The sequence below is a fragment of the Deferribacter abyssi genome (genome assembly GCF_049472655.1).
Classification (GTDB): Bacteria; Chrysiogenota; Deferribacteres; order Deferribacterales; family Deferribacteraceae; genus Deferribacter; species Deferribacter abyssi.
Genome location: NZ_JAQNCS010000006.1, coordinates 55,051 through 72,478 on the forward strand (window position 1 = coordinate 55,051; position 17,428 = coordinate 72,478).

The window sequence follows — 17,428 nt, forward strand, 5'->3', positions numbered from 1 at the left end:
TTTATTTATTATCTAAACGGATTTTATTTTTATTGCAAGCCTCAAATCCTGGACATGTTTTTTCATTACAAGGATCCATATGAATAGTAACATCTAAGTCTTTTACTTCTTTTTTTAATGCATTTTCAATCAATTGAGTAACTTTGTGTGCATCTTCTAATGTAAGATTTTTGCAAAGAGTTATGTGCATATCTAAAAATTTTTTATTACCAGCTTTTCTTGTTCTGATTCTATGTGTATTTAGATGATATTCATCAAACTGTTTTAATACATTAATAATATCATTTTTTATTTCTCTGGGGAGCTCAGTGTCTAGAAGCTCCATACTTACGTTTAAGTTTAATTTTATTGCAGAATAAATTATATAGGATGCTGTAAGAATAGAAATAATAGGGTCGATTATCTGTAAATTAGTATATTTAATTAAAACCAATGCTAATATGACGCCACCGTTACTTAATAAATCCACCTTATAATGTAAGGCGTCTGCCTCTATAACTGAGGAATTTGTTTTTTTAGCCATGTAGTTTAAGTAAATAACCAGAAAAAAAGTGACTATTAATGAAAATGCCATTATGTAGATCCCTGTGTTTAAATCTGTTACTGATTCTTTACGAATAATTTTAATAATACTTTTATAAAAAATAAAACCTCCTGATAAAAGTATGATCAATGACTGGATGTAAGTAGCAAGTGATTCAAATTTTGCATGCCCATAAGGATGTTTTTCATCCGGTGGTTCTTCAGATTTTTTTATTGCCACAAAGTTTATAGCAGAGGCTATAATATCAAAGATTGAATCAGCTGCTGAAGCGATGATTGCCATTGAATTGACAAATAATCCAAAAATTATTTTTACTATGGCAAGTATAGTAGCGATTATTATAGATACTTTTGGAGCATTTGCTTTACCCATCAGTTTTTATCTCTTCCACATAATTTAGTTCTAAATTTGTTATAGTAGAGGTTAGATGTTTTAATTCTTGTTCACTTAAATTATTATTAGTTTTCTCTTTTAACATCCTTAGGATATCGATGTTCATTTTAGCAGAATTTAAATCTTTTTCTAGTTTACCACTTAGAGGGTTTGAGAGTTTACCCATTGCTATTAATGCATTTGTTTCAAAAGTTGCTACTAGGGAGATGAAAAGGGATTCGAAATATTTTTTTTCATCCATTTTTTCCCCCTTTGTTCAGTTTTCTAAAATCTATCCAAATATCAAAAAGTCCAAAGATACTCAAGATTATAGTAAGAGGAGGTTCTAGTAAAATGAAAAATAAAATTATATATTTAAAGATTGGAGGAACGTTTATTTTTTTTAACCAAAACTCAAGAATTTCAATGCCTTGTATAAAAAATAGAGTAAAGAAAATAATTAATGTATTATATGAAATGATTTTGGCACTAATAAAATTAGCTAAAATTAAAAAGCCACCTACTATAAAAATAGGTATAATTTGAAGCGGTACTTGAAAGGGAGTATTTGAAATTTTTTGTGATTTATCAAAAAATCTTTTATTGATATAAGTAATAAAAGAAATGTAACTATATGAGAGTGAAGGCATCAGATATACAAAAAGCGTGGCTATATATGTCTTATTTTTTTCAATTTTTTCAATATAAAATAATTTTTCTGTTGAGCTACTATTTCTTAAAAGTTCTAAGTAATTTGAGAGGTTAAATTCTAAATTTTTTATTAGTAAAGTTTTTATGTCTGGTAATAATAATAAAATTGTGATTGAAGCAAGTAATGCTGGTATACCTGATAATAATTCAGCTTTGTCTTTTTTTGCTAAGATAGCATATGATGGTATAACTACCATGAAAATATAATAAACAGTGACTATTTTGAATATAGAAGCATGAATAATAATGCCAATCAGAAGTTCGTAAGGGAATCTGTTTAGTGTGTTTAAATAAAAGAGTAAAAAAATAGGTGAAATTAATCCAAGGAATAAACCAAAATATGGATTATACACATTAAAAGTAAATAATATAAAACTTATTAAAAGTTGTAAAATTGGTATGGGAGTTACCATATATGAAAAAGAAGGGGAAACATTCCCCTTAACTTATTTATTTAATGTAAAAGGTAATAATGCCATAATACGAGCTGTTTTTATAGCATCTGCCAATCTTCTTTGGTGTTTTGCACAGGTACCTGTTAACCTTCTTGGCATAATTTTACCACGTTCTGTGATAAACTGCTTTAAAAGATTAGCATCTTTATAATCAATTTCAATATTTTCTGTACAAAATCTACAAACTTTATGTCTTTGAAATCTTCTTCTGATAATAGCCATCTATTAACCTCCTGTTGTATACTTCTTTTAAAATGGTATGTCATCTTCGTCGAAACTATCTTCAGTAACGTCATCAAGCAAATCTGATGTGCTTGCAGCTTTTTCCTTTTTCCATACAAGTTGTATGTTTTCAGCTACGATTTCATGTTTGCTTCTTTTTTGTCCATCTTGTTCCCAGGTACGATAAGTTAGTCGCCCTTCTATAAGCACTGAAATTCCTTTAGAAATATACTCTCCAGCGAATTCAGCCAATTTTGAAAAAGCAACTATATCTATAAAACAGGTTTCTTCTCTTGTTTCTTCTCCCTGTCTATATCTTCTGTTTATAGCAAGACCAAAAGATGCAACAGGTGTTCCACTTCCTGGAATATATCTTACTTCAGGGTTCCTTGTTACATTTCCTAAAAGGATGACCTTATTGAAGAAACCCATTTTATCCCTCAGTTTTTTCTGTGTCAGATTGTTTTTCAGTTTTTGGTGTTTCTTCTTTTGCTAATGTTTGCTTTTTTAGTTTAAATTTTTTACCATCAATTTTGACTACAATAAAACGAATAACATTTTCATTGAGTTTAAATCTTCTTTCAAGTTCTTTGGGATATGTAGGTTCTGCTTCAAAATTGATTAGAAAGTAATATCCTTCTGTGTATTTTTCAATTTTGTAGGCGAGAGTTCTTTTACCCCATATTTCTTCATGAATGATTTTACCACCGTTTTTAGTAATGTTTTCTTTAAAACTATCAAAAACTTCGATAGCGTCTTCTTGCGAAAGATCTGATTTTACGATAAAAAGTGTTTCGTAAGTTCTCATGTTTCCTCCTTATGGTTTTTTAGCCACGTGCCTATAGTACACGTAGCAAGGCGGTAGTCTCATTTATCAGTTTGGCGAAAATATGTCAACAAAAAATATCCTGGAGCCATCCCTATTTTTTATTGTCAGCCTAAATTATGTATATATTACAAATAGTTACATGTTATTGTTTATGGAAAAACATTTTCTTCATTCTCGTAAAACATCCTGTATTGCTACGGTTCAAGCTCCCATAAAATGTTTTTTCATAAACAACTTGAAACAAGGTTTTACGTTTTACAAAAAATGGGGTGGGTGACTCCGTAAAATATCAATTTTTATCAATTGATAAAATAGAAAGTTCATATTATATGTTTGAAGAAAGCTGCAATTGCTAGGTGATGCTATGGTGGAGATTGAGAGAGTGTTAACTATTAAGGCTGTAAAATCCAAAGTTAGACTAGATCAGTACATTGCAGAACAATTGAATAGATCAAGAAATTACTGTTCAAATCTAATAAAAGATAGTTTGATTTTAGTGAATGATAAAAAAGTAAAACCTTCTTATAAAGTTCATATTGATGATGTAATTGTTGTTAAAATTCCAAAAGAAGAACCGCTTGATTTAAAACCTGCAAATATCCCTTTGAATGTTGTATATGAAAACGATTACTATATTGTGCTGGATAAGCAACCAGGTCTATGTGTGCATCCTGCCCCAGGTAATAAAACTGATACATTGGTTAATGCTATCATTAACAAATATAAATTAGAAGATGCTGATGATTTGAGGCCGGGCATTATACATAGGTTAGATAAAGATACTTCAGGTTTAATTATTGTGGCTAAAAACAGGGAAGTTAAAGAGAAGATAGCCGTTCTTTTTAAAGATCGTAAGGTTGAAAAAAGATATTATGCAATATGTTATGGGAATCCGAAATGGGACCATATTGTTGTGGAGAATGAAATAGGTAGACATCCTGTTGATAGGAAAAAAATGGCGGTTGTAAAAAATGGGAGATTAGCCAAAAGTGAGATATGGGTTATTAAAAGGTGGGAAAATGTATTTCTTGCTGAGATAAAAATATATACAGGGAGGACCCATCAGATAAGAGTTCACATGTCGTATCTAGGTTTCCCTTTGGTTGGTGATGCTGTTTATGGGAATAAATTGAGCAAAAAAATTGTTTTCCCAAGACAGGCTCTTCATTCCTACTATCTTTCGTTTCAATGTCCTTTTGTAAATAAATTGATGAGGTTTAAAATTAGTTTTCCAGATGATATGAAAAATTTTATTAGTAAATGGTCTATCAATAGTTGAGATAGATTATTGTAATATTGAATTATCCTTTATTAAAACAATGTTTATTGTTGACACTTTCGTTTTGATGTGTTAGAAAATGCATACTGTATACAAAATACAGAGGTGAGTTATGAGTCCTTATTTGCCAATAGCACTAATGTTAATAATTTCAGCTTTAATAGGTGTCATTACTATTACTGTAGGCTTTATAGTTAGACCTGATAAGCCAGAAAAAGTTAAGTTAAGTGTTTATGAATGTGGTATGCCTGAGTTTTCTGATGCAAGAAAAAGGTATAGTGTGAAGTTTTATATTATTGCAATGTTATTTGTAATATTTGATGTGGAAACTGTTTTCTTGTTCCCATGGGCTGTGGCATTCGATATGGTTGGAATTTTCGGTCTAATTGAGATGATTATTTTTATCATCATACTTGTTTTTGGTTATTTTTATGCTTGGAGAAAAGGAGCGTTAGAATGGGCTTGATCGAGCACAAATTTTCAGACAACATTATAACCACAACTATTGATGGTGTAATTAATTGGGCTAGAAGGTCTTCAATTTGGCCTGTGACTTTTGGTCTTGCCTGTTGTGCTATCGAGATGATGGCAGCTGGTGCGTCTAAATATGACCTTGATAGGCTCGGTGTTATTTTTAGAGCGACGCCGAGACAGGCTGATTTAATGATTGTGGCTGGGACTGTGACGAGGAAGATGGCGCCAGTTGTTAGGAAAGTCTATGATCAGATGCCGGAGCCAAAATGGGTGATAGCTATGGGTAGTTGTGCTACAAGCGGTGGAATATTTAACACTTACTCCACTGTTCAAGGTGTGGATGAAATAGTTCCAGTAGATTTCTATATTCCTGGGTGCCCTCCAAGGCCTGAGGCTCTGCTTGATGCTATAGTGGCTCTTCAAGAAAAGATTAAGCATGACAAAGTTATCAGGAAATGAGGTGTGTTATGGTGTTTAATGATATTGTTCAATACTTTAGTGAAAAGTACCCAGGGAAAATTTCAGGTAAAATAGAGTTTAAATGTAATTTTATTCAAGTTGATAAAGATGTTTTTAAAGAAGTTTTGAAAGAATTAAAAGAGAAGTTTTTGTTTAAGTATATTGTGGATATTGTTGCTACTCACTGGCCTGATAGAGAAATGAAGTTTGATGTAGTTTATAATCTTTATTCCATTGAGAATAATATTAGGGTTTTTGTGAAAGTAGCAATTCCTGATGATAAGATAGAGACTGTTACTGATATATGGAAGGGTGCTAATTTTATGGAAAGGGAGCAATATGATCTTGTTGGTGTGATTTTTGAAGGTCATCCTGATTTGAGAAGAATTTTGCTTCCTGACTTCTTTGAAGGGCACCCTCTTAGAAAAGATTTTCCTTTAAAAGAGCGTAAATGGTTTAATAAGGTTGATGAGCAGAACTTAGGTATAAGGTTTACAAAGTAGGGGTTGGCTATGGAGAATGTAAAAGTTCAAAATAAAGATTACTTGGGTGAAGTTATTACAATTAATATGGGGCCTCAGCACCCTAGTACACACGGGGTTCTGAGGCTTGTAGTTGACCTTGATGGTGAGACTATTGTTGATGTTAGACCAGATATAGGCTTTTTGCATAGGGGAGTTGAAAAGTTAGCTGAAAATAGAACTTATCATCAGTTTATTCCTTTAACTGATAGATTGGATTATCTTGCACCACTTTCAAACAATCTTGCATATTGTCTAGCTGTTGAGAAGTTTTTTGATGTAAAAATTCCTGAGAGAGCAGAATATCTAAGGGTGATTTTTGCTGAGCTTGCTAGGATTGCTAGCCACCTTGTATGGATTGCCACCCATGCTTTAGATATTGGTGCTATGACAGTATTTCTTTATGCTTTTAGAGAAAGGGAAATGATACTTGATATGTTTGAGATTGCAACTGGGCAGAGGATGACAAGTTCTTGGATAAGGATTGGTGGAATTAGAGATGATGTGCCACCTGAATTTTTTGATAGGTTGAGGGAGTTTATTGATATATTTGAAGATCGCTGCAATACATATGAAAGATTGCTCACTAAGAACCGTATTTGGTTAAAAAGAACTGTTGGCGTAGGATATATATCTGGTGAAGATGCTATGAATTATGGTGCGAGTGGACCAATCATGAGAGGTTCTGGTATTAAATTTGATTTGAGAAAAGCAGAGCCTTATGGAATTTATGACAGATTTGACTTTGATATCCCATGTTTTGAAGAAGGGGATATCTATGCACGTTATAAAGTTCGTATGCAAGAGATGAGAGAATCAAGAAAAATTTTAGAGCAAGCATTAGAACAGATACCTGAAGGCCCGGTCATGACAGATGATCCAAGGATTGGGATGCCGGCTCATGAAGAAGTTTATGAGAAGATGGAAGCGCTTATTAGAAGGTTTTATCTTATTTCAAAAGGGTTTAAGACTCCTAAAGGTGAAACATATGCTTGCGTTGAGGCTCCAAAAGGGGAAGTGGGTTTTTATATAGTGAGCGATGGTAAAGAAAAACCTTATAGGTTGAAAATTCGTGCTGCTTCTTTTGTTAACTTGGGAGCATTACCTCTTATGTCAAAGGGGCATATGATTGCTGACCTTGTTGGTATTATAGGTAGTGTAGATATAGTGCTAGGTGAAATAGATAGATAGGGGAAGCCTATGGCTGAGAAAATTTTGGATAAAAATGGAAATAAAGAAAAAGAGCTTCAGCAAGAATTAGATTTAACTGCAATTGATGAAATTTGTGCTGAATATAAAGGGAAGAAGGGTTCAACAATTCCTGTTTTACAAAAAGTACAAGATTACTATGGTTATCTTTCAAAAGAAATGGTTGAAAGGATAGCCGAAAATTTAAATATGTCTCCGCATACTATTTATGGTGTAATTACGTTTTATGCGCAATTTTATACTACTCCTCGTGGTAAATATGTGATTAGAGTTTGTCGAGGTACAGCATGTCACGTAAAAGGTTCTGGTCGTATTTCAGAGGTTGTTACAGAAGAGTTTGGCATTAAAAATGGGGAAACATCGGATGATCTTAAGTTTACTCTGGAAGAAGTTTCTTGTATTGGAGCTTGTGGTATGGCTCCAGTTATTATGATCAATGATAAAACATACGGTAATTTGACCCCTGAAAAAGCAAGAGATATTTTTAGGGAATATGCTAAAAAAGAGGATTAGGGGTAGGATATGAGTGCTCAAAAAATAGATCAGATTGAGGTACATGTTTGTATGGGTACTGCCGGAGTAGCATCAGGCGGTGCCGAAGTAATGGCAGCCTTTGAGGAAGAATTTAAGAAGCATGGTCTTAATGGTGAAATAAAAGAAAGAAATTGTAAAGTAAAAGCTACAGGTTGTAGAGGGTTGTGTGCAAGAGATGTTTTAGTGGATATTCATATCCCAGGTCATGATGAAATCACTTATGAGCATGTGACACCAGAAATGGTTCCAACAATAGTTGAGGAACACATCATTAAGGGTGAAGTTGTAAAAAAATGGGCTGCTAAAAAAGATTATTATGAGTTTTACAAGCTTCAAAAGAGATATGTTTTAGCTGATTGTGGTAAAGTTGATCCAGAGGATATAGATGATTATATTTCATATGGTGGATATGAGGCTATAAAGAAAATATTGAAAGAGATGACTCCTGAAGATGTTATTGAAGAGGTTAAGAAATCAGGTTTGAGAGGTAGAGGGGGAGGTGGTTTCCCTACAGGGCTTAAATGGACATTTTGTAGGGCGTCAAAAGGTGATTTAAAATATTTGATCTGTAATGCTGATGAAGGCGACCCTGGTGCTTTTATGGATAGAAGTATTATTGAAGGGAATCCTCATGCTGTAATCGAAGGAATGCTTATTGCTGCTTATGCAATTGGTTGTAAAGAAGGTTATATCTATTGTCGTGCTGAGTACCCCTTAGCTATTAAGCGTGTTAAAAAGGCTATTAGAATAGCTGAAGAACGAGGCTTTCTTGGCAAGAATATACTAGGTACTGACTTTGAGTTTCATTTGCACCTAAAAGAAGGTGCTGGTGCCTTTGTTTGTGGTGAAGAAACAGCATTGATAGCATCCATTGAAGGTGAAAGAGGGATGCCTAGACCAAGACCACCATTCCCTGCAGTCAAAGGACTATGGGGGAAACCATCTAACGTTAATAACGTAGAAACATTTGCTAATTTACCTCTGATTATAAAAAATGGTGCAGATTGGTATGCTTCTATTGGTACGGAGAAATCAAAAGGTACTAAGATATTTGCTTTGAGTGGTAAAGTTAAAAGTACTGGACTTATTGAAGTTCCAATGGGTGTTACTGTTAGACAACTTGTATTTGATGTTGGTGGAGGCATACCTAAAAGAAGAAAAATCAAAGCTGTTCAGCTTGGTGGACCATCAGGAGGTTGTTTGCCAGAGAGCTTGCTGGATACTCCTATAGATTACGACTCATTGATTGCTGCTGGTGCTATGATGGGTTCTGGTGGTGTGGTTGTAATGGATGAAACTAACTGTATGGTTAATGTTGCTAAATTCTTCTTGACTTTTACCCAAAGAGAATCTTGCGGTAAGTGTATTCCTTGTAGAATAGGTACAAAGACAATGCTCGATATTCTTGAAAGGATTTGTAAGGGTGAAGGTAGAGAAGGTGATATAGAGTTGCTTGAGTCATTAGCTGTGGATATCAAGACTGCATCTCTTTGTGGTCTGGGACAAACAGCACCTAACCCTGTTCTTACAACTATAAAATATTTTAGGCATGAATATGAAGCACATATAAAAGATAAAAAATGTCCTGCTAGAGAATGTCCTGATTTGATAGAATTTGTTGTGGATGAAGATAGATGTAAGAAATGTGGTATCTGTTTTAAGGTATGTCCTGTTGGTGCAATTACCTGGGAGAAAGGTAAGCCTGCTTACATTGATAAGAGTAAGTGTGTTAAATGTCGTGAATGTATAGTAAACTGTCCATTTAATGCAATAGATTAAGAGTGAGGATGGCCTATGTTGACCGTTAAAATAGACGGAATTGAAGTTAAAGTAGAAGAAGGGACAACAATTTTAGAAGCGGCTGAGAAAGCCGGGGTTTATATTCCAATAATGTGTCATCATAAAAATTTGAACCCTTTTGGTGCATGTAGGGTTTGTCTTGTGGAAGTTAAAGGTAGTCCAAAACTGATGACAGCTTGTACGACACCAGTGAATGATAATATGGAAGTGATTACAAATAGTGATAAGCTAAAAAATATTAGAAAAACATTAATCGAGTTATTGCTGATTAATCACCCTCTTGACTGCCCTGTATGTGACAAAGGTGGTGAATGTTTACTGCAGGATCTAACATACGAGTTTGGTATAACAAAAGTTAGATTTGATGAGAAGCCAAATAATAGTCCAGTTGATCATACTAATCCATTTATTGAAAGAGACATAGATAGATGCGTACTTTGTGGTAAGTGTGTGAGAATTTGTGATGAGATTGTAAATATAGAGGCAATATCGTTTATTAACAGAGGTGTCGAAACATATATAGGGACAATGTTTGATCAGCCTTGGAATTGTGAATACTGTGGTCAGTGTATGAGTGTGTGTCCTGTGGGATCGCTGAACAACAGGGTATATTTATTCAAAAATAGACCATGGCATCTTGAGAGTACGGAATCAATATGTGGATTTTGTTCTTGTGGATGTACTGTTCTTATTGATCATGAAGACAATGAAGTATATCGAATTAAAGAAGATGTAAACAAAGGGATTAATAAAGGGTTATTGTGTGCAAAAGGCAGATTTGGGTTTGAGTTGATTAATTCCACCAATAGGCCATTAACAGCAAAAGTTAAAGATGGTGAAGATTTTAAGGATGTGGATTTTGATGGAGCGTTAAATACCGTATATGAGAAATTAAATACGGTATTATCAAAATTTGGCAATGATAGTGTTGCTTTTGTTGTGTCGCCACGATTAACTAATGAAGAGGCATTTCTAGTCCAAAAATTTGCTCGAGAAGTTGTAAAAACAAATAACCTATATTCTCTAGAAACTATCAATGCACTTCCTGATGGTACATACGAAGATGTAGAATCAAGTAAAGCATTAATTGTTTTCAATATCGATGTTACAGAATCTAACCCAGTATTAGGTTATTCAGTAAGGGTTACAGGTAGGAAAGAAGAGTCTAACCTCTATGTTTTTTATCCGAATTATACACCACTAAAAAGAGTTGCTACAGAGTTTTATGTATATAAACCATCAGAACTTTATAATGAGTTTGAATTATTCATAAAAGCATTAGATGGTGATAAGAATAAATATAGTGAAGTAGCAGAAAAGTTTAAAAATGATGATAAACCTGTATTTATATTTAATCCTTATAATAATAAGGATGTAGAAATTGCTAAAAAAGTTCTAGAGAAAGTGTCAAATGTAAAATTAGTTCCTGCTAAAGCCAAGAACAATTCTCAAGGTATTGTTGATATGGGATGTTTTAATGGTATGAATCCAGGGCTTGTTAAGACAGAGAAAGGAGTGGATTTAAGGGAAGGAATTGAAACTGGTAAAATAAAGGCATTGCTTGTATTTGGTGAAAACTTGGCTGTTAGATCAGAATACTATGATATATTGAATTTGTTTAAAGATTTAGAGTTATTTGTTGTGACAGATCCTTTTTTCAGCGAAACTGCAGAGCTTTCGAATGTTTATATTCCTGTTGCTACTTTTGCTGAAAAGGATGGATCATTTACTAATTTTGAAGGAAGAGTTCAATCATTACGTAAAGCAATAAATAAAGGTGTTAATTCTGATAAAGAAGTAATAGTAGAATTAGCTAAAAAATTTGGTGTTAACTTACCAAGCGAAACTGAGAAAATCAGAGAGATGATCGAAGTTGAAAATCCACTTTACATAGGTGTGGATTGGAATGGTGGCTTAGTTAATTATCCTTATAAAGTAGAAATTGATGTGGATGTGAAGTTTGAGATTAAGGGCTCTGGTAAATATGAGCTGTATCCAGCTTATTTGAGGTTACATAGTGGTTCATATACTAGAAGATCATACGATTTGAATAAAGTTTATGGAGAGCCGATTGTTGAGATCAATCCTGAAGATGCTAAAGAGTTAAATATTAAGGATAATGATTATTTAACTATTAAAATAGGTAATGATTCTTACAAATATAAAGTAAAAATAGATAAGAAGGTTTTACCAGGCGCTATCACTTTACCTAAGGATTTTAACGAAACAGCACCCCTATTTAACGAAGGTAATTATTTGAAGGTAGATTTAATAAAACATATATAAAAATATTAGAAGAGGTAAGGGTATGTTAGTGGGGATAATTTTAACAGTTATTAAGATCCTAATTGTTATTACTGTGCTTCTGTTGAGTGTAGCTTATATGACATGGGCTGAGAGAAAAGTTATAGGTCATATGCAGGTAAGGTTAGGGCCTACTCATGTGGGCTGGAAAGGTTTACTACAACCGATAGCTGATGGTTTGAAGCTACTGATGAAAGAAGATATAGTGCCAGATATGGTTGATAAACCAGTATATATTATTGCACCATTACTTAGCTTAATACCTGCATTGAGTGCATTTGCAGTTATCCCTTTTGCTGATAAGTTTGTTATATTTGGCAAAGAAGTACAACCATATATTTCTGATATAAATATTGGTCTTTTATATATATTAGCTCTTTCATCTGTTGGTACATATGGGATTATTATGTCAGGTTGGGCATCAAACTCCAAATATGCACTTCTTGGTAGTTTAAGGTCTTCAGCACAAGTTATCAGTTATGAAACTGCTATGGCACTGGCTTTAGTAGGTCCTGTGTTGTTAGCTGGCTCACTTTCATTAAGAGATATTACTATCGCACAGAAAGGATTATGGTTTATTGTTCCACAATTTGTTGCTTTTGTAATCTATCTTATATCTGCTATAGCTGAAACAAACAGGGCGCCTTTTGACTTACCTGAAGCAGAAACAGAACTTGTTGCTGGTTTTCATGTAGAATATTCAAGTATGAAGTTTGCCCTCTTTTTTCTTGCAGAATATGCGAACATGTATGTAGTATCAGCCATTGCAACTATAGTGTTTTTAGGCGGGTGGAATGGACCAATTTTGCCAGGATTCGTATGGTTTGTCATAAAAGTTTTAGCTTTTATGTTCTTTTATTTGTGGTTAAGAGCAACATTGCCAAGATTGAGATTTGACCAGTTGATGTCATTGGGTTGGAAAGTTATGATTCCAATTGCACTGGCAAACGTTTTTATAACATCTATAATTGTATATATTGTGAGATAGGGGTGAACTATGGCGAAAAATATATTTGACTACATATTTTTTACTGAAATAATGCAAGGGCTTGGTGTAACCCTTAAACATATGTTTAAAAAGCCCGTTACTTATAAATATCCATTTGAAGCCACCCCTATTTATGAAAGATTTAGGGGCGTTCACTATATGAAAACAGATGAACAAGGACGACCAAAATGTGTGGGTTGTTATTTATGTGAAAAAGTTTGCCCTTCAGAATGTATATATATAGAGACTGATGCTGGACCAAATGGCGAGAGATTAATAAAAAAATATGAGATTGAACTTGATAGATGTATTTATTGTGGATTTTGTGAAGAAGCATGTCCAGTTGATGCAATCCACATGGGCACAAGTTATGATGTTGTAAGACCAACAAGAGATGGCTACAGGGTTAATATGAATTTTTTAGTTAATAAGTATAAAGAACATATAGAAGAAGATAAAGGAGAATAAAATGGAACAGGTGGCATTTTATATCTTGGCATTTTTAGCCATTGTATCATCACTGTTTATGATAACAAGAATTAACCCTGTCCATTCAGCCCTGTGGATGTTACTTACTTTTTTTAGTGTAGCAGGTATTTTTGTTCAGCTTGATGCTGAATTTATAGCTGCAATTCAGGTTTTGGTTTATGCTGGAGCAATATTAGTATTATATCTATTTGTTGTCATGTTGCTTAACCCAAAATCTCATGGTTTTATCAAAATTCCATTTAGATATGCAATTGGGACTCTTGTTTCTATAGTATTAGTTGTTCAAATATTTATAGCTATGAAAACTACTAACATTCTTGGGCTTAAAGGCAGTGTTACAGAGCAAATGATGAAGGAATTGGGTAATGTTAAGTTATTCGGAAAAGAGTTATTTACTAATTTTCTTGTACCCTTTGAAATTGCTTCTATCCTATTGCTTGTGGCTATGATTGGTGCAATAGTGCTGGCGAAGAAAGAGTAGGGGAGGTGGATAATGGAAATGACGTTGCAGCATTATCTGATATTGAGCGCAATCCTTTTTGGGATTGGAATCGCTGGTGTCATTATTAGAAGGAATCTTATTGTGATGTTTATGTCGCTTGAGTTAATGCTAAATGCCGTTAATATAAATTTAGCTGCATATTCTAAGTATTTGCATACTATGACAGGTCAAATCTTTATTGTCTTTGTTATGTGTGTAGCTGCTGCTGAGGCTGCTGTAGGTTTGGCGTTGATAATTTCACTCTTCAGAAATAAAGCTACAATAAATGCTGATGAAATCAATTCACTAAGAGGATAGGAGTAGGGATATGATTGAGTTAGGTATACTAATAGCGCCATTAGCTGCATTTTTAATAAATGGAATTTTTGGAAGACTTTACATAAAGAGAAATGCTCATTTTATCGCAATAGCAGGTGTTTTAATATCATTAGCACTGTCAATAATGACGTTTTTTAAAGTAGCTGGAGGCTATAGGGTTGATGCTACAGTTTATGAGTGGGTAATAGCAGGAAAAATCACTGTTCCTTTTGGAATACTCATAGATCCTCTTTCTGCGATAATGCTGATAGTTGTTACATTTGTTAGTACTATGGTGCATATATATTCTATAGGGTATATGCATGATGATCCAGGTTATTGGAGATTCTTTACATACTTATCTATGTTTACACTTTCTATGTTAATCCTAGTATTAGGAAATAACTTTTTAATGCTATTTGTAGGTTGGGAGTTGGTTGGTTTATCATCCTATGCATTGATAGGATTTTGGTTCCATAAAAAGAGTGCTGCAGATGCTTCTAAGAAAGCGTTTGTAGTTAATAGAATAGGTGATTTTGGATTTTATATAGGTTTATTACTTGTGATAATGACATTCAAGAGCTTAACATATCATGATGCATTTAATTATGAAATTATTGAACAGATTAAGAATAATACATTTAGTATTTTTGGATTAAATTTAAGCCTTTTGGATTTAATGACGTTTGGGTTATTTTGCGGTGCAATTGGTAAGTCAGCACAATTTCCACTTCATGTGTGGTTGCCTGATGCGATGGAAGGTCCTACACCAGTATCTGCATTAATCCACGCAGCAACAATGGTTACCGCTGGTGTTTATATGGTAGCAAGATGTAATCCGCTTTTCTCAGAAGCTCATATAACAAGTAATATTGTAGTATTTGTTGGTGCAGCAACAGCATTACTTGGTGCAACAATAGGTTTAACACAGTTTGATTTCAAAAGGGTGTTGGCTTATTCAACTGTGAGTCAGTTAGGTTATATGATCATGGCAACAGGGGTTGGTGCCTATGTAGCAGGTATATTTCACCTTTTTACACATGCCTTTTTTAAGGCACTATTGTTTCTCTGCTCTGGTAGTGTAATGCATGCTATGCAGGATGAGCTTGATATTAGAAAAATGGGTGGTCTTTTGAATAAAATGAAGATTACAGGTTATACATTCTTGATTGGATGTATAGCGATTGCAGGAATTCCTCCTTTTGCTGGTTTTTTTAGTAAGGATGAAATCTTAGCAATGACTTATGCAAGTGGGCATAAATTCGCATGGTTTGTTGGTACTGTTGTGGCGTTTATGACAGCATTTTATATGTTTAGATTATGGTGGTATGTGTTTGTGGGACAACCAAGAGATAAACATTTATATGATCATGCACATGAGTCACCATGGCAGATGACATTTCCTTTGATACTTTTAGCAATTATGTCTGTTGCGGCAGGATTTTTTGGATTTCCACCTGAACATGGATTTATTCACAAATTTTTAGAACCTGTGCTTGTTCCTGAGAATCTACATATTCCTCACATATCAACTGGTACAAGTTATTTTCTCATGATTCTTTCAGTTGTTGTTGCTGCTGCAGGAATTTTTGTATCATATTTATACTATGTTAAGATTCCGGAATTACCTGCTAAAACAGTTAGTACATTTAGACCTATACATAAATTTTTCTACAACAAATGGTACTTTGATGAGCTTTATGATGTTCTTTTCGTTCAGCCTATTATTATGATTTCAAAGTTTTTATGGAAAGGGTTCGATGCAAATTTCATAGATTTCATTGTAAATGCATTCGGTTGGGTTGCTCAATTTCTTGGTAGATTTTTCAGAATTATTCAAACTGGTAGAATACAGACATACATATTCACGTTTGTACTTGGCTTAATTCTATTATTAACAATTTTCTATATGGTGTAGGGGGCTAGATATGATGAGTAATATCTTATCAATACTGATTTTCTTCCCAGTAGTGTCAGCACTAGTGATATTTGCTTTATGGAGAAGCGGTAAAGCTACGATGTGGGCTGCTTTTGTTGCAAGTGTCATCGAGTTTTTACTTACAATGCCATTAATGTGGAATTTTGATAAAGGTACTGCAGCTATGCAGTTTGTTGAGAAATATGATTGGGTTAAAGCTTGGGGGATTAGTTACTATGTGGGTGTTGATGGCATATCTATTCTAATGGTATTTCTTACCACCTTATTGACTGCAATTTCAATTTTAGCATCCTTTAAATATATTGGTAAAAGGCAAAGAGAATTTTATATTGCAATGTTGATATTAGAAGCTGCTATTGTTGGTGTGTTTGTTTCATTAGATTTTTTCCTTTTCTATATATTCTGGGAAGCAATGCTTATTCCAATGTATCTTATTATAGGCGTATGGGGTGGTAAGAGGAGAGTTTACGCAGCTATAAAGTTTTTCCTATACACTCTTGCTGGTTCAGTTTTAATGATGTTAGCAATTATAGCGCTTTACTTCAAACATGGACAGTTAACAGGTGAGTATACTTTTGATATATTAAAAATTACTGCAGCAAGTGCACAGTATTCTGTAAGTTTTCAGACAATAGTTTTTCTGGCATTCTTTTTAGGATTCGCAATTAAAGTTCCAATGTTTCCATTCCACACATGGTTGCCTGATGCACACGTAGAAGCTCCTACTGCTGGCTCAGTTATTTTGGCTGGTGTGCTTTTGAAAATGGGTACATATGGCTTCTTAAGATTTTGCTTGCCAATTACACCTATTGCATCAATTAAATTTGTACCTTTAGTGGCAATACTGTCAATTGTAGCTATAATTTATGGTGCTTTGGTAGCTATGGTCCAAGAAGATGTTAAAAAGCTAGTTGCTTACTCATCTGTGAGTCATATGGGGTTTGTGACATTAGGTATTTACGCACTAAATCAATCCGGTATTGAAGGTGGTATATTACAAATGTTCAATCATGGAATTATAACAGGTGCGCTCTTCTTGTTAATTGGTTTAATATATGAAAGAACACATACTAGGCTGATTGCTGATTATGGTGGCATTGCACAAAAGGTTCCTGTATATGCAACAATATTTGCAATATTTACTTTTGGATCTATTGGCTTACCAAGTATGGGGGCATTTATAGGTGAATTTCTTGTTCTAGTTGGTGCATTTAAAGCATTTTCTGACTATGCTATAATAGCAGCTTCTGGGGTGATTTTTGCGGCTGTTTATATGCTTTGGATGTATCAGAGAGTGTTTTTCCAGCAATTTAATAGTAAATGGGAGAATATCGAAGATGTGAATGTTAGAGAGTTTATTTATCTATTTCCACTTATTATAATAGTATTCTGGGTTGGTATATATCCCGAAACATTCACTTCATACATGCATGAAAGTGTGAAAAATCTGATAGAACAAATAAATACAGTTAAAATAGCGCTTAAATAGGGAGGCTTATA

20 protein-coding genes are annotated in these 17,428 nt (G+C 33.7%); 14 read left to right on the forward strand and 6 right to left on the reverse strand.

Annotated features, from left to right (window positions below; all coding sequences use genetic code 11):
* Position 1 precedes the first annotated feature (1 nt).
* From OWK30_RS04765 to rpsF, 6 genes are read right to left on the reverse strand one after another with little or no spacing between them, the layout of a single operon-like run.
* Positions 2-916, reverse strand: coding sequence for a cation diffusion facilitator family transporter (locus OWK30_RS04765; RefSeq protein WP_423324087.1), 915 nt, complete (start codon positions 914-916; stop codon positions 2-4).
* Positions 909-1,178, reverse strand: coding sequence for a DUF1844 domain-containing protein (locus tag OWK30_RS04770; RefSeq protein WP_423324089.1), 270 nt, complete (start codon positions 1,176-1,178; stop codon positions 909-911). Before OWK30_RS04770 ends, OWK30_RS04765 begins: the two co-directional genes overlap by 8 nt.
* Complete coding sequence (locus OWK30_RS04775; RefSeq protein ID WP_423324091.1) at positions 1,171-2,040, reverse strand: DUF2232 domain-containing protein; 870 nt, start codon at positions 2,038-2,040, stop codon at positions 1,171-1,173. The genes OWK30_RS04770 and OWK30_RS04775 overlap by 8 nt, the downstream gene beginning before the upstream one ends.
* A gap of 33 nt (positions 2,041-2,073) precedes the next feature.
* Positions 2,074-2,304 carry a 30S ribosomal protein S18 gene (rpsR, locus tag OWK30_RS04780; protein WP_423324093.1) on the reverse strand — a complete coding sequence of 77 codons (231 nt, stop codon included), beginning with the start codon at positions 2,302-2,304 and terminating at the stop codon, positions 2,074-2,076.
* Between the two features lie 27 nt (positions 2,305-2,331).
* Positions 2,332-2,736: a single-stranded DNA-binding protein gene (ssb, locus tag OWK30_RS04785; RefSeq protein WP_423324095.1), complete on the reverse strand. Its 405-nt coding sequence runs from the start codon at positions 2,734-2,736 to the stop codon at positions 2,332-2,334.
* Between the two features lies 1 nt (position 2,737).
* Positions 2,738-3,112 carry a 30S ribosomal protein S6 gene (gene rpsF, locus OWK30_RS04790; protein ID WP_423324097.1) on the reverse strand — a complete coding sequence of 125 codons (375 nt, stop codon included), beginning with the start codon at positions 3,110-3,112 and terminating at the stop codon, positions 2,738-2,740.
* A 385-nt stretch (positions 3,113-3,497) separates the two neighbouring features.
* On the opposite strand from rpsF, the gene OWK30_RS04795 reads away from it, so the two are divergent.
* From OWK30_RS04795 to OWK30_RS04860, 14 genes are all read left to right on the forward strand, one after another.
* The gene (locus OWK30_RS04795) at positions 3,498-4,412 is read left to right on the forward strand and encodes an RluA family pseudouridine synthase (protein WP_423324099.1); all 915 of its coding nucleotides are present in this window, start codon (positions 3,498-3,500) and stop codon (positions 4,410-4,412) included.
* 112 nt (positions 4,413-4,524) lie between these two features.
* Positions 4,525-4,878 carry an NADH-quinone oxidoreductase subunit A gene (locus tag OWK30_RS04800; RefSeq protein WP_423324101.1) on the forward strand — a complete coding sequence of 118 codons (354 nt, stop codon included), beginning with the start codon at positions 4,525-4,527 and terminating at the stop codon, positions 4,876-4,878.
* Positions 4,869-5,345, forward strand: a complete 477-nt coding sequence (locus OWK30_RS04805; protein ID WP_423324103.1) for a NuoB/complex I 20 kDa subunit family protein — start codon at positions 4,869-4,871, stop codon at positions 5,343-5,345. Before OWK30_RS04800 ends, OWK30_RS04805 begins: the two co-directional genes overlap by 10 nt.
* A gap of 8 nt (positions 5,346-5,353) precedes the next feature.
* Positions 5,354-5,848: an NADH-quinone oxidoreductase subunit C gene (locus tag OWK30_RS04810; RefSeq protein ID WP_423324105.1), complete on the forward strand. Its 495-nt coding sequence runs from the start codon at positions 5,354-5,356 to the stop codon at positions 5,846-5,848.
* Between the two features lie 9 nt (positions 5,849-5,857).
* Entirely contained in the window at positions 5,858-7,057 is a 1,200-nt protein-coding gene (gene nuoD / locus OWK30_RS04815; RefSeq protein WP_423324107.1) for an NADH dehydrogenase (quinone) subunit D, read from the forward strand.
* 9 nt (positions 7,058-7,066) lie between these two features.
* Positions 7,067-7,588: an NADH-quinone oxidoreductase subunit NuoE gene (nuoE, locus tag OWK30_RS04820; protein WP_423324109.1), complete on the forward strand. Its 522-nt coding sequence runs from the start codon at positions 7,067-7,069 to the stop codon at positions 7,586-7,588.
* A 9-nt stretch (positions 7,589-7,597) separates the two neighbouring features.
* Positions 7,598-9,388 carry an NADH-quinone oxidoreductase subunit NuoF gene (gene nuoF / locus OWK30_RS04825; protein ID WP_423324111.1) on the forward strand — a complete coding sequence of 597 codons (1,791 nt, stop codon included), beginning with the start codon at positions 7,598-7,600 and terminating at the stop codon, positions 9,386-9,388.
* 15 nt (positions 9,389-9,403) lie between these two features.
* Positions 9,404-11,695, forward strand: coding sequence for a molybdopterin-dependent oxidoreductase (locus OWK30_RS04830; protein ID WP_423324113.1), 2,292 nt, complete (start codon positions 9,404-9,406; stop codon positions 11,693-11,695).
* A gap of 22 nt (positions 11,696-11,717) precedes the next feature.
* Positions 11,718-12,701 carry an NADH-quinone oxidoreductase subunit NuoH gene (gene nuoH / locus OWK30_RS04835; protein ID WP_423324115.1) on the forward strand — a complete coding sequence of 328 codons (984 nt, stop codon included), beginning with the start codon at positions 11,718-11,720 and terminating at the stop codon, positions 12,699-12,701.
* Positions 12,702-12,710: 9 nt separating this feature from the next.
* Positions 12,711-13,169, forward strand: a complete 459-nt coding sequence (gene nuoI / locus OWK30_RS04840) for an NADH-quinone oxidoreductase subunit NuoI (protein WP_423324117.1) — start codon at positions 12,711-12,713, stop codon at positions 13,167-13,169.
* A gap of 1 nt (position 13,170) precedes the next feature.
* A complete protein-coding gene (locus tag OWK30_RS04845; protein WP_423324119.1) occupies positions 13,171-13,671 on the forward strand; it encodes an NADH-quinone oxidoreductase subunit J family protein in 501 nt (166 codons plus the stop codon).
* A 12-nt stretch (positions 13,672-13,683) separates the two neighbouring features.
* The gene (gene nuoK / locus OWK30_RS04850) at positions 13,684-13,989 is read left to right on the forward strand and encodes an NADH-quinone oxidoreductase subunit NuoK (RefSeq protein ID WP_423324121.1); all 306 of its coding nucleotides are present in this window, start codon (positions 13,684-13,686) and stop codon (positions 13,987-13,989) included.
* Positions 13,990-13,999: 10 nt separating this feature from the next.
* Positions 14,000-15,907 carry an NADH-quinone oxidoreductase subunit L gene (gene nuoL / locus OWK30_RS04855; protein WP_423324123.1) on the forward strand — a complete coding sequence of 636 codons (1,908 nt, stop codon included), beginning with the start codon at positions 14,000-14,002 and terminating at the stop codon, positions 15,905-15,907.
* A 10-nt stretch (positions 15,908-15,917) separates the two neighbouring features.
* Entirely contained in the window at positions 15,918-17,417 is a 1,500-nt protein-coding gene (locus OWK30_RS04860; RefSeq protein WP_423324125.1) for an NADH-quinone oxidoreductase subunit M, read from the forward strand.
* The last annotated feature ends 11 nt before the right edge of the window (positions 17,418-17,428 follow it).

Bases quoted from the DNA above. Each gene is read 5' to 3' on its own strand.
- rpsF (WP_423324097.1), bottom strand. From the start codon at position 3,112: ATGAGAACTTACGAAACACTTTTTATCGTAAAATCAGATCTTTCGCAA.
- ssb (WP_423324095.1), bottom strand. From the start codon at position 2,736: ATGGGTTTCTTCAATAAGGTCATCCTTTTAGGAAATGTAACAAGGAAC.
- nuoK (WP_423324121.1), top strand. From the start codon at position 13,684: ATGGAAATGACGTTGCAGCATTATCTGATATTGAGCGCAATCCTTTTT.
- OWK30_RS04810 (WP_423324105.1), top strand. From the start codon at position 5,354: ATGGTGTTTAATGATATTGTTCAATACTTTAGTGAAAAGTACCCAGGG.
- rpsR (WP_423324093.1), bottom strand. From the start codon at position 2,304: ATGGCTATTATCAGAAGAAGATTTCAAAGACATAAAGTTTGTAGATTT.
- OWK30_RS04845 (WP_423324119.1), top strand. From the start codon at position 13,171: ATGGAACAGGTGGCATTTTATATCTTGGCATTTTTAGCCATTGTATCA.
- nuoL (WP_423324123.1), top strand. From the start codon at position 14,000: ATGATTGAGTTAGGTATACTAATAGCGCCATTAGCTGCATTTTTAATA.
- OWK30_RS04830 (WP_423324113.1), top strand. From the start codon at position 9,404: ATGTTGACCGTTAAAATAGACGGAATTGAAGTTAAAGTAGAAGAAGGG.
- OWK30_RS04805 (WP_423324103.1), top strand. From the start codon at position 4,869: ATGGGCTTGATCGAGCACAAATTTTCAGACAACATTATAACCACAACT.
- nuoH (WP_423324115.1), top strand. From the start codon at position 11,718: ATGTTAGTGGGGATAATTTTAACAGTTATTAAGATCCTAATTGTTATT.
- nuoF (WP_423324111.1), top strand. From the start codon at position 7,598: ATGAGTGCTCAAAAAATAGATCAGATTGAGGTACATGTTTGTATGGGT.
- OWK30_RS04775 (WP_423324091.1), bottom strand. From the start codon at position 2,040: ATGGTAACTCCCATACCAATTTTACAACTTTTAATAAGTTTTATATTA.
- OWK30_RS04770 (WP_423324089.1), bottom strand. From the start codon at position 1,178: ATGGATGAAAAAAAATATTTCGAATCCCTTTTCATCTCCCTAGTAGCA.
- nuoI (WP_423324117.1), top strand. From the start codon at position 12,711: ATGGCGAAAAATATATTTGACTACATATTTTTTACTGAAATAATGCAA.
- OWK30_RS04795 (WP_423324099.1), top strand. From the start codon at position 3,498: ATGGTGGAGATTGAGAGAGTGTTAACTATTAAGGCTGTAAAATCCAAA.
- OWK30_RS04765 (WP_423324087.1), bottom strand. From the start codon at position 916: ATGGGTAAAGCAAATGCTCCAAAAGTATCTATAATAATCGCTACTATA.
- nuoD (WP_423324107.1), top strand. From the start codon at position 5,858: ATGGAGAATGTAAAAGTTCAAAATAAAGATTACTTGGGTGAAGTTATT.
- nuoE (WP_423324109.1), top strand. From the start codon at position 7,067: ATGGCTGAGAAAATTTTGGATAAAAATGGAAATAAAGAAAAAGAGCTT.
- OWK30_RS04800 (WP_423324101.1), top strand. From the start codon at position 4,525: ATGAGTCCTTATTTGCCAATAGCACTAATGTTAATAATTTCAGCTTTA.
- OWK30_RS04860 (WP_423324125.1), top strand. From the start codon at position 15,918: ATGATGAGTAATATCTTATCAATACTGATTTTCTTCCCAGTAGTGTCA.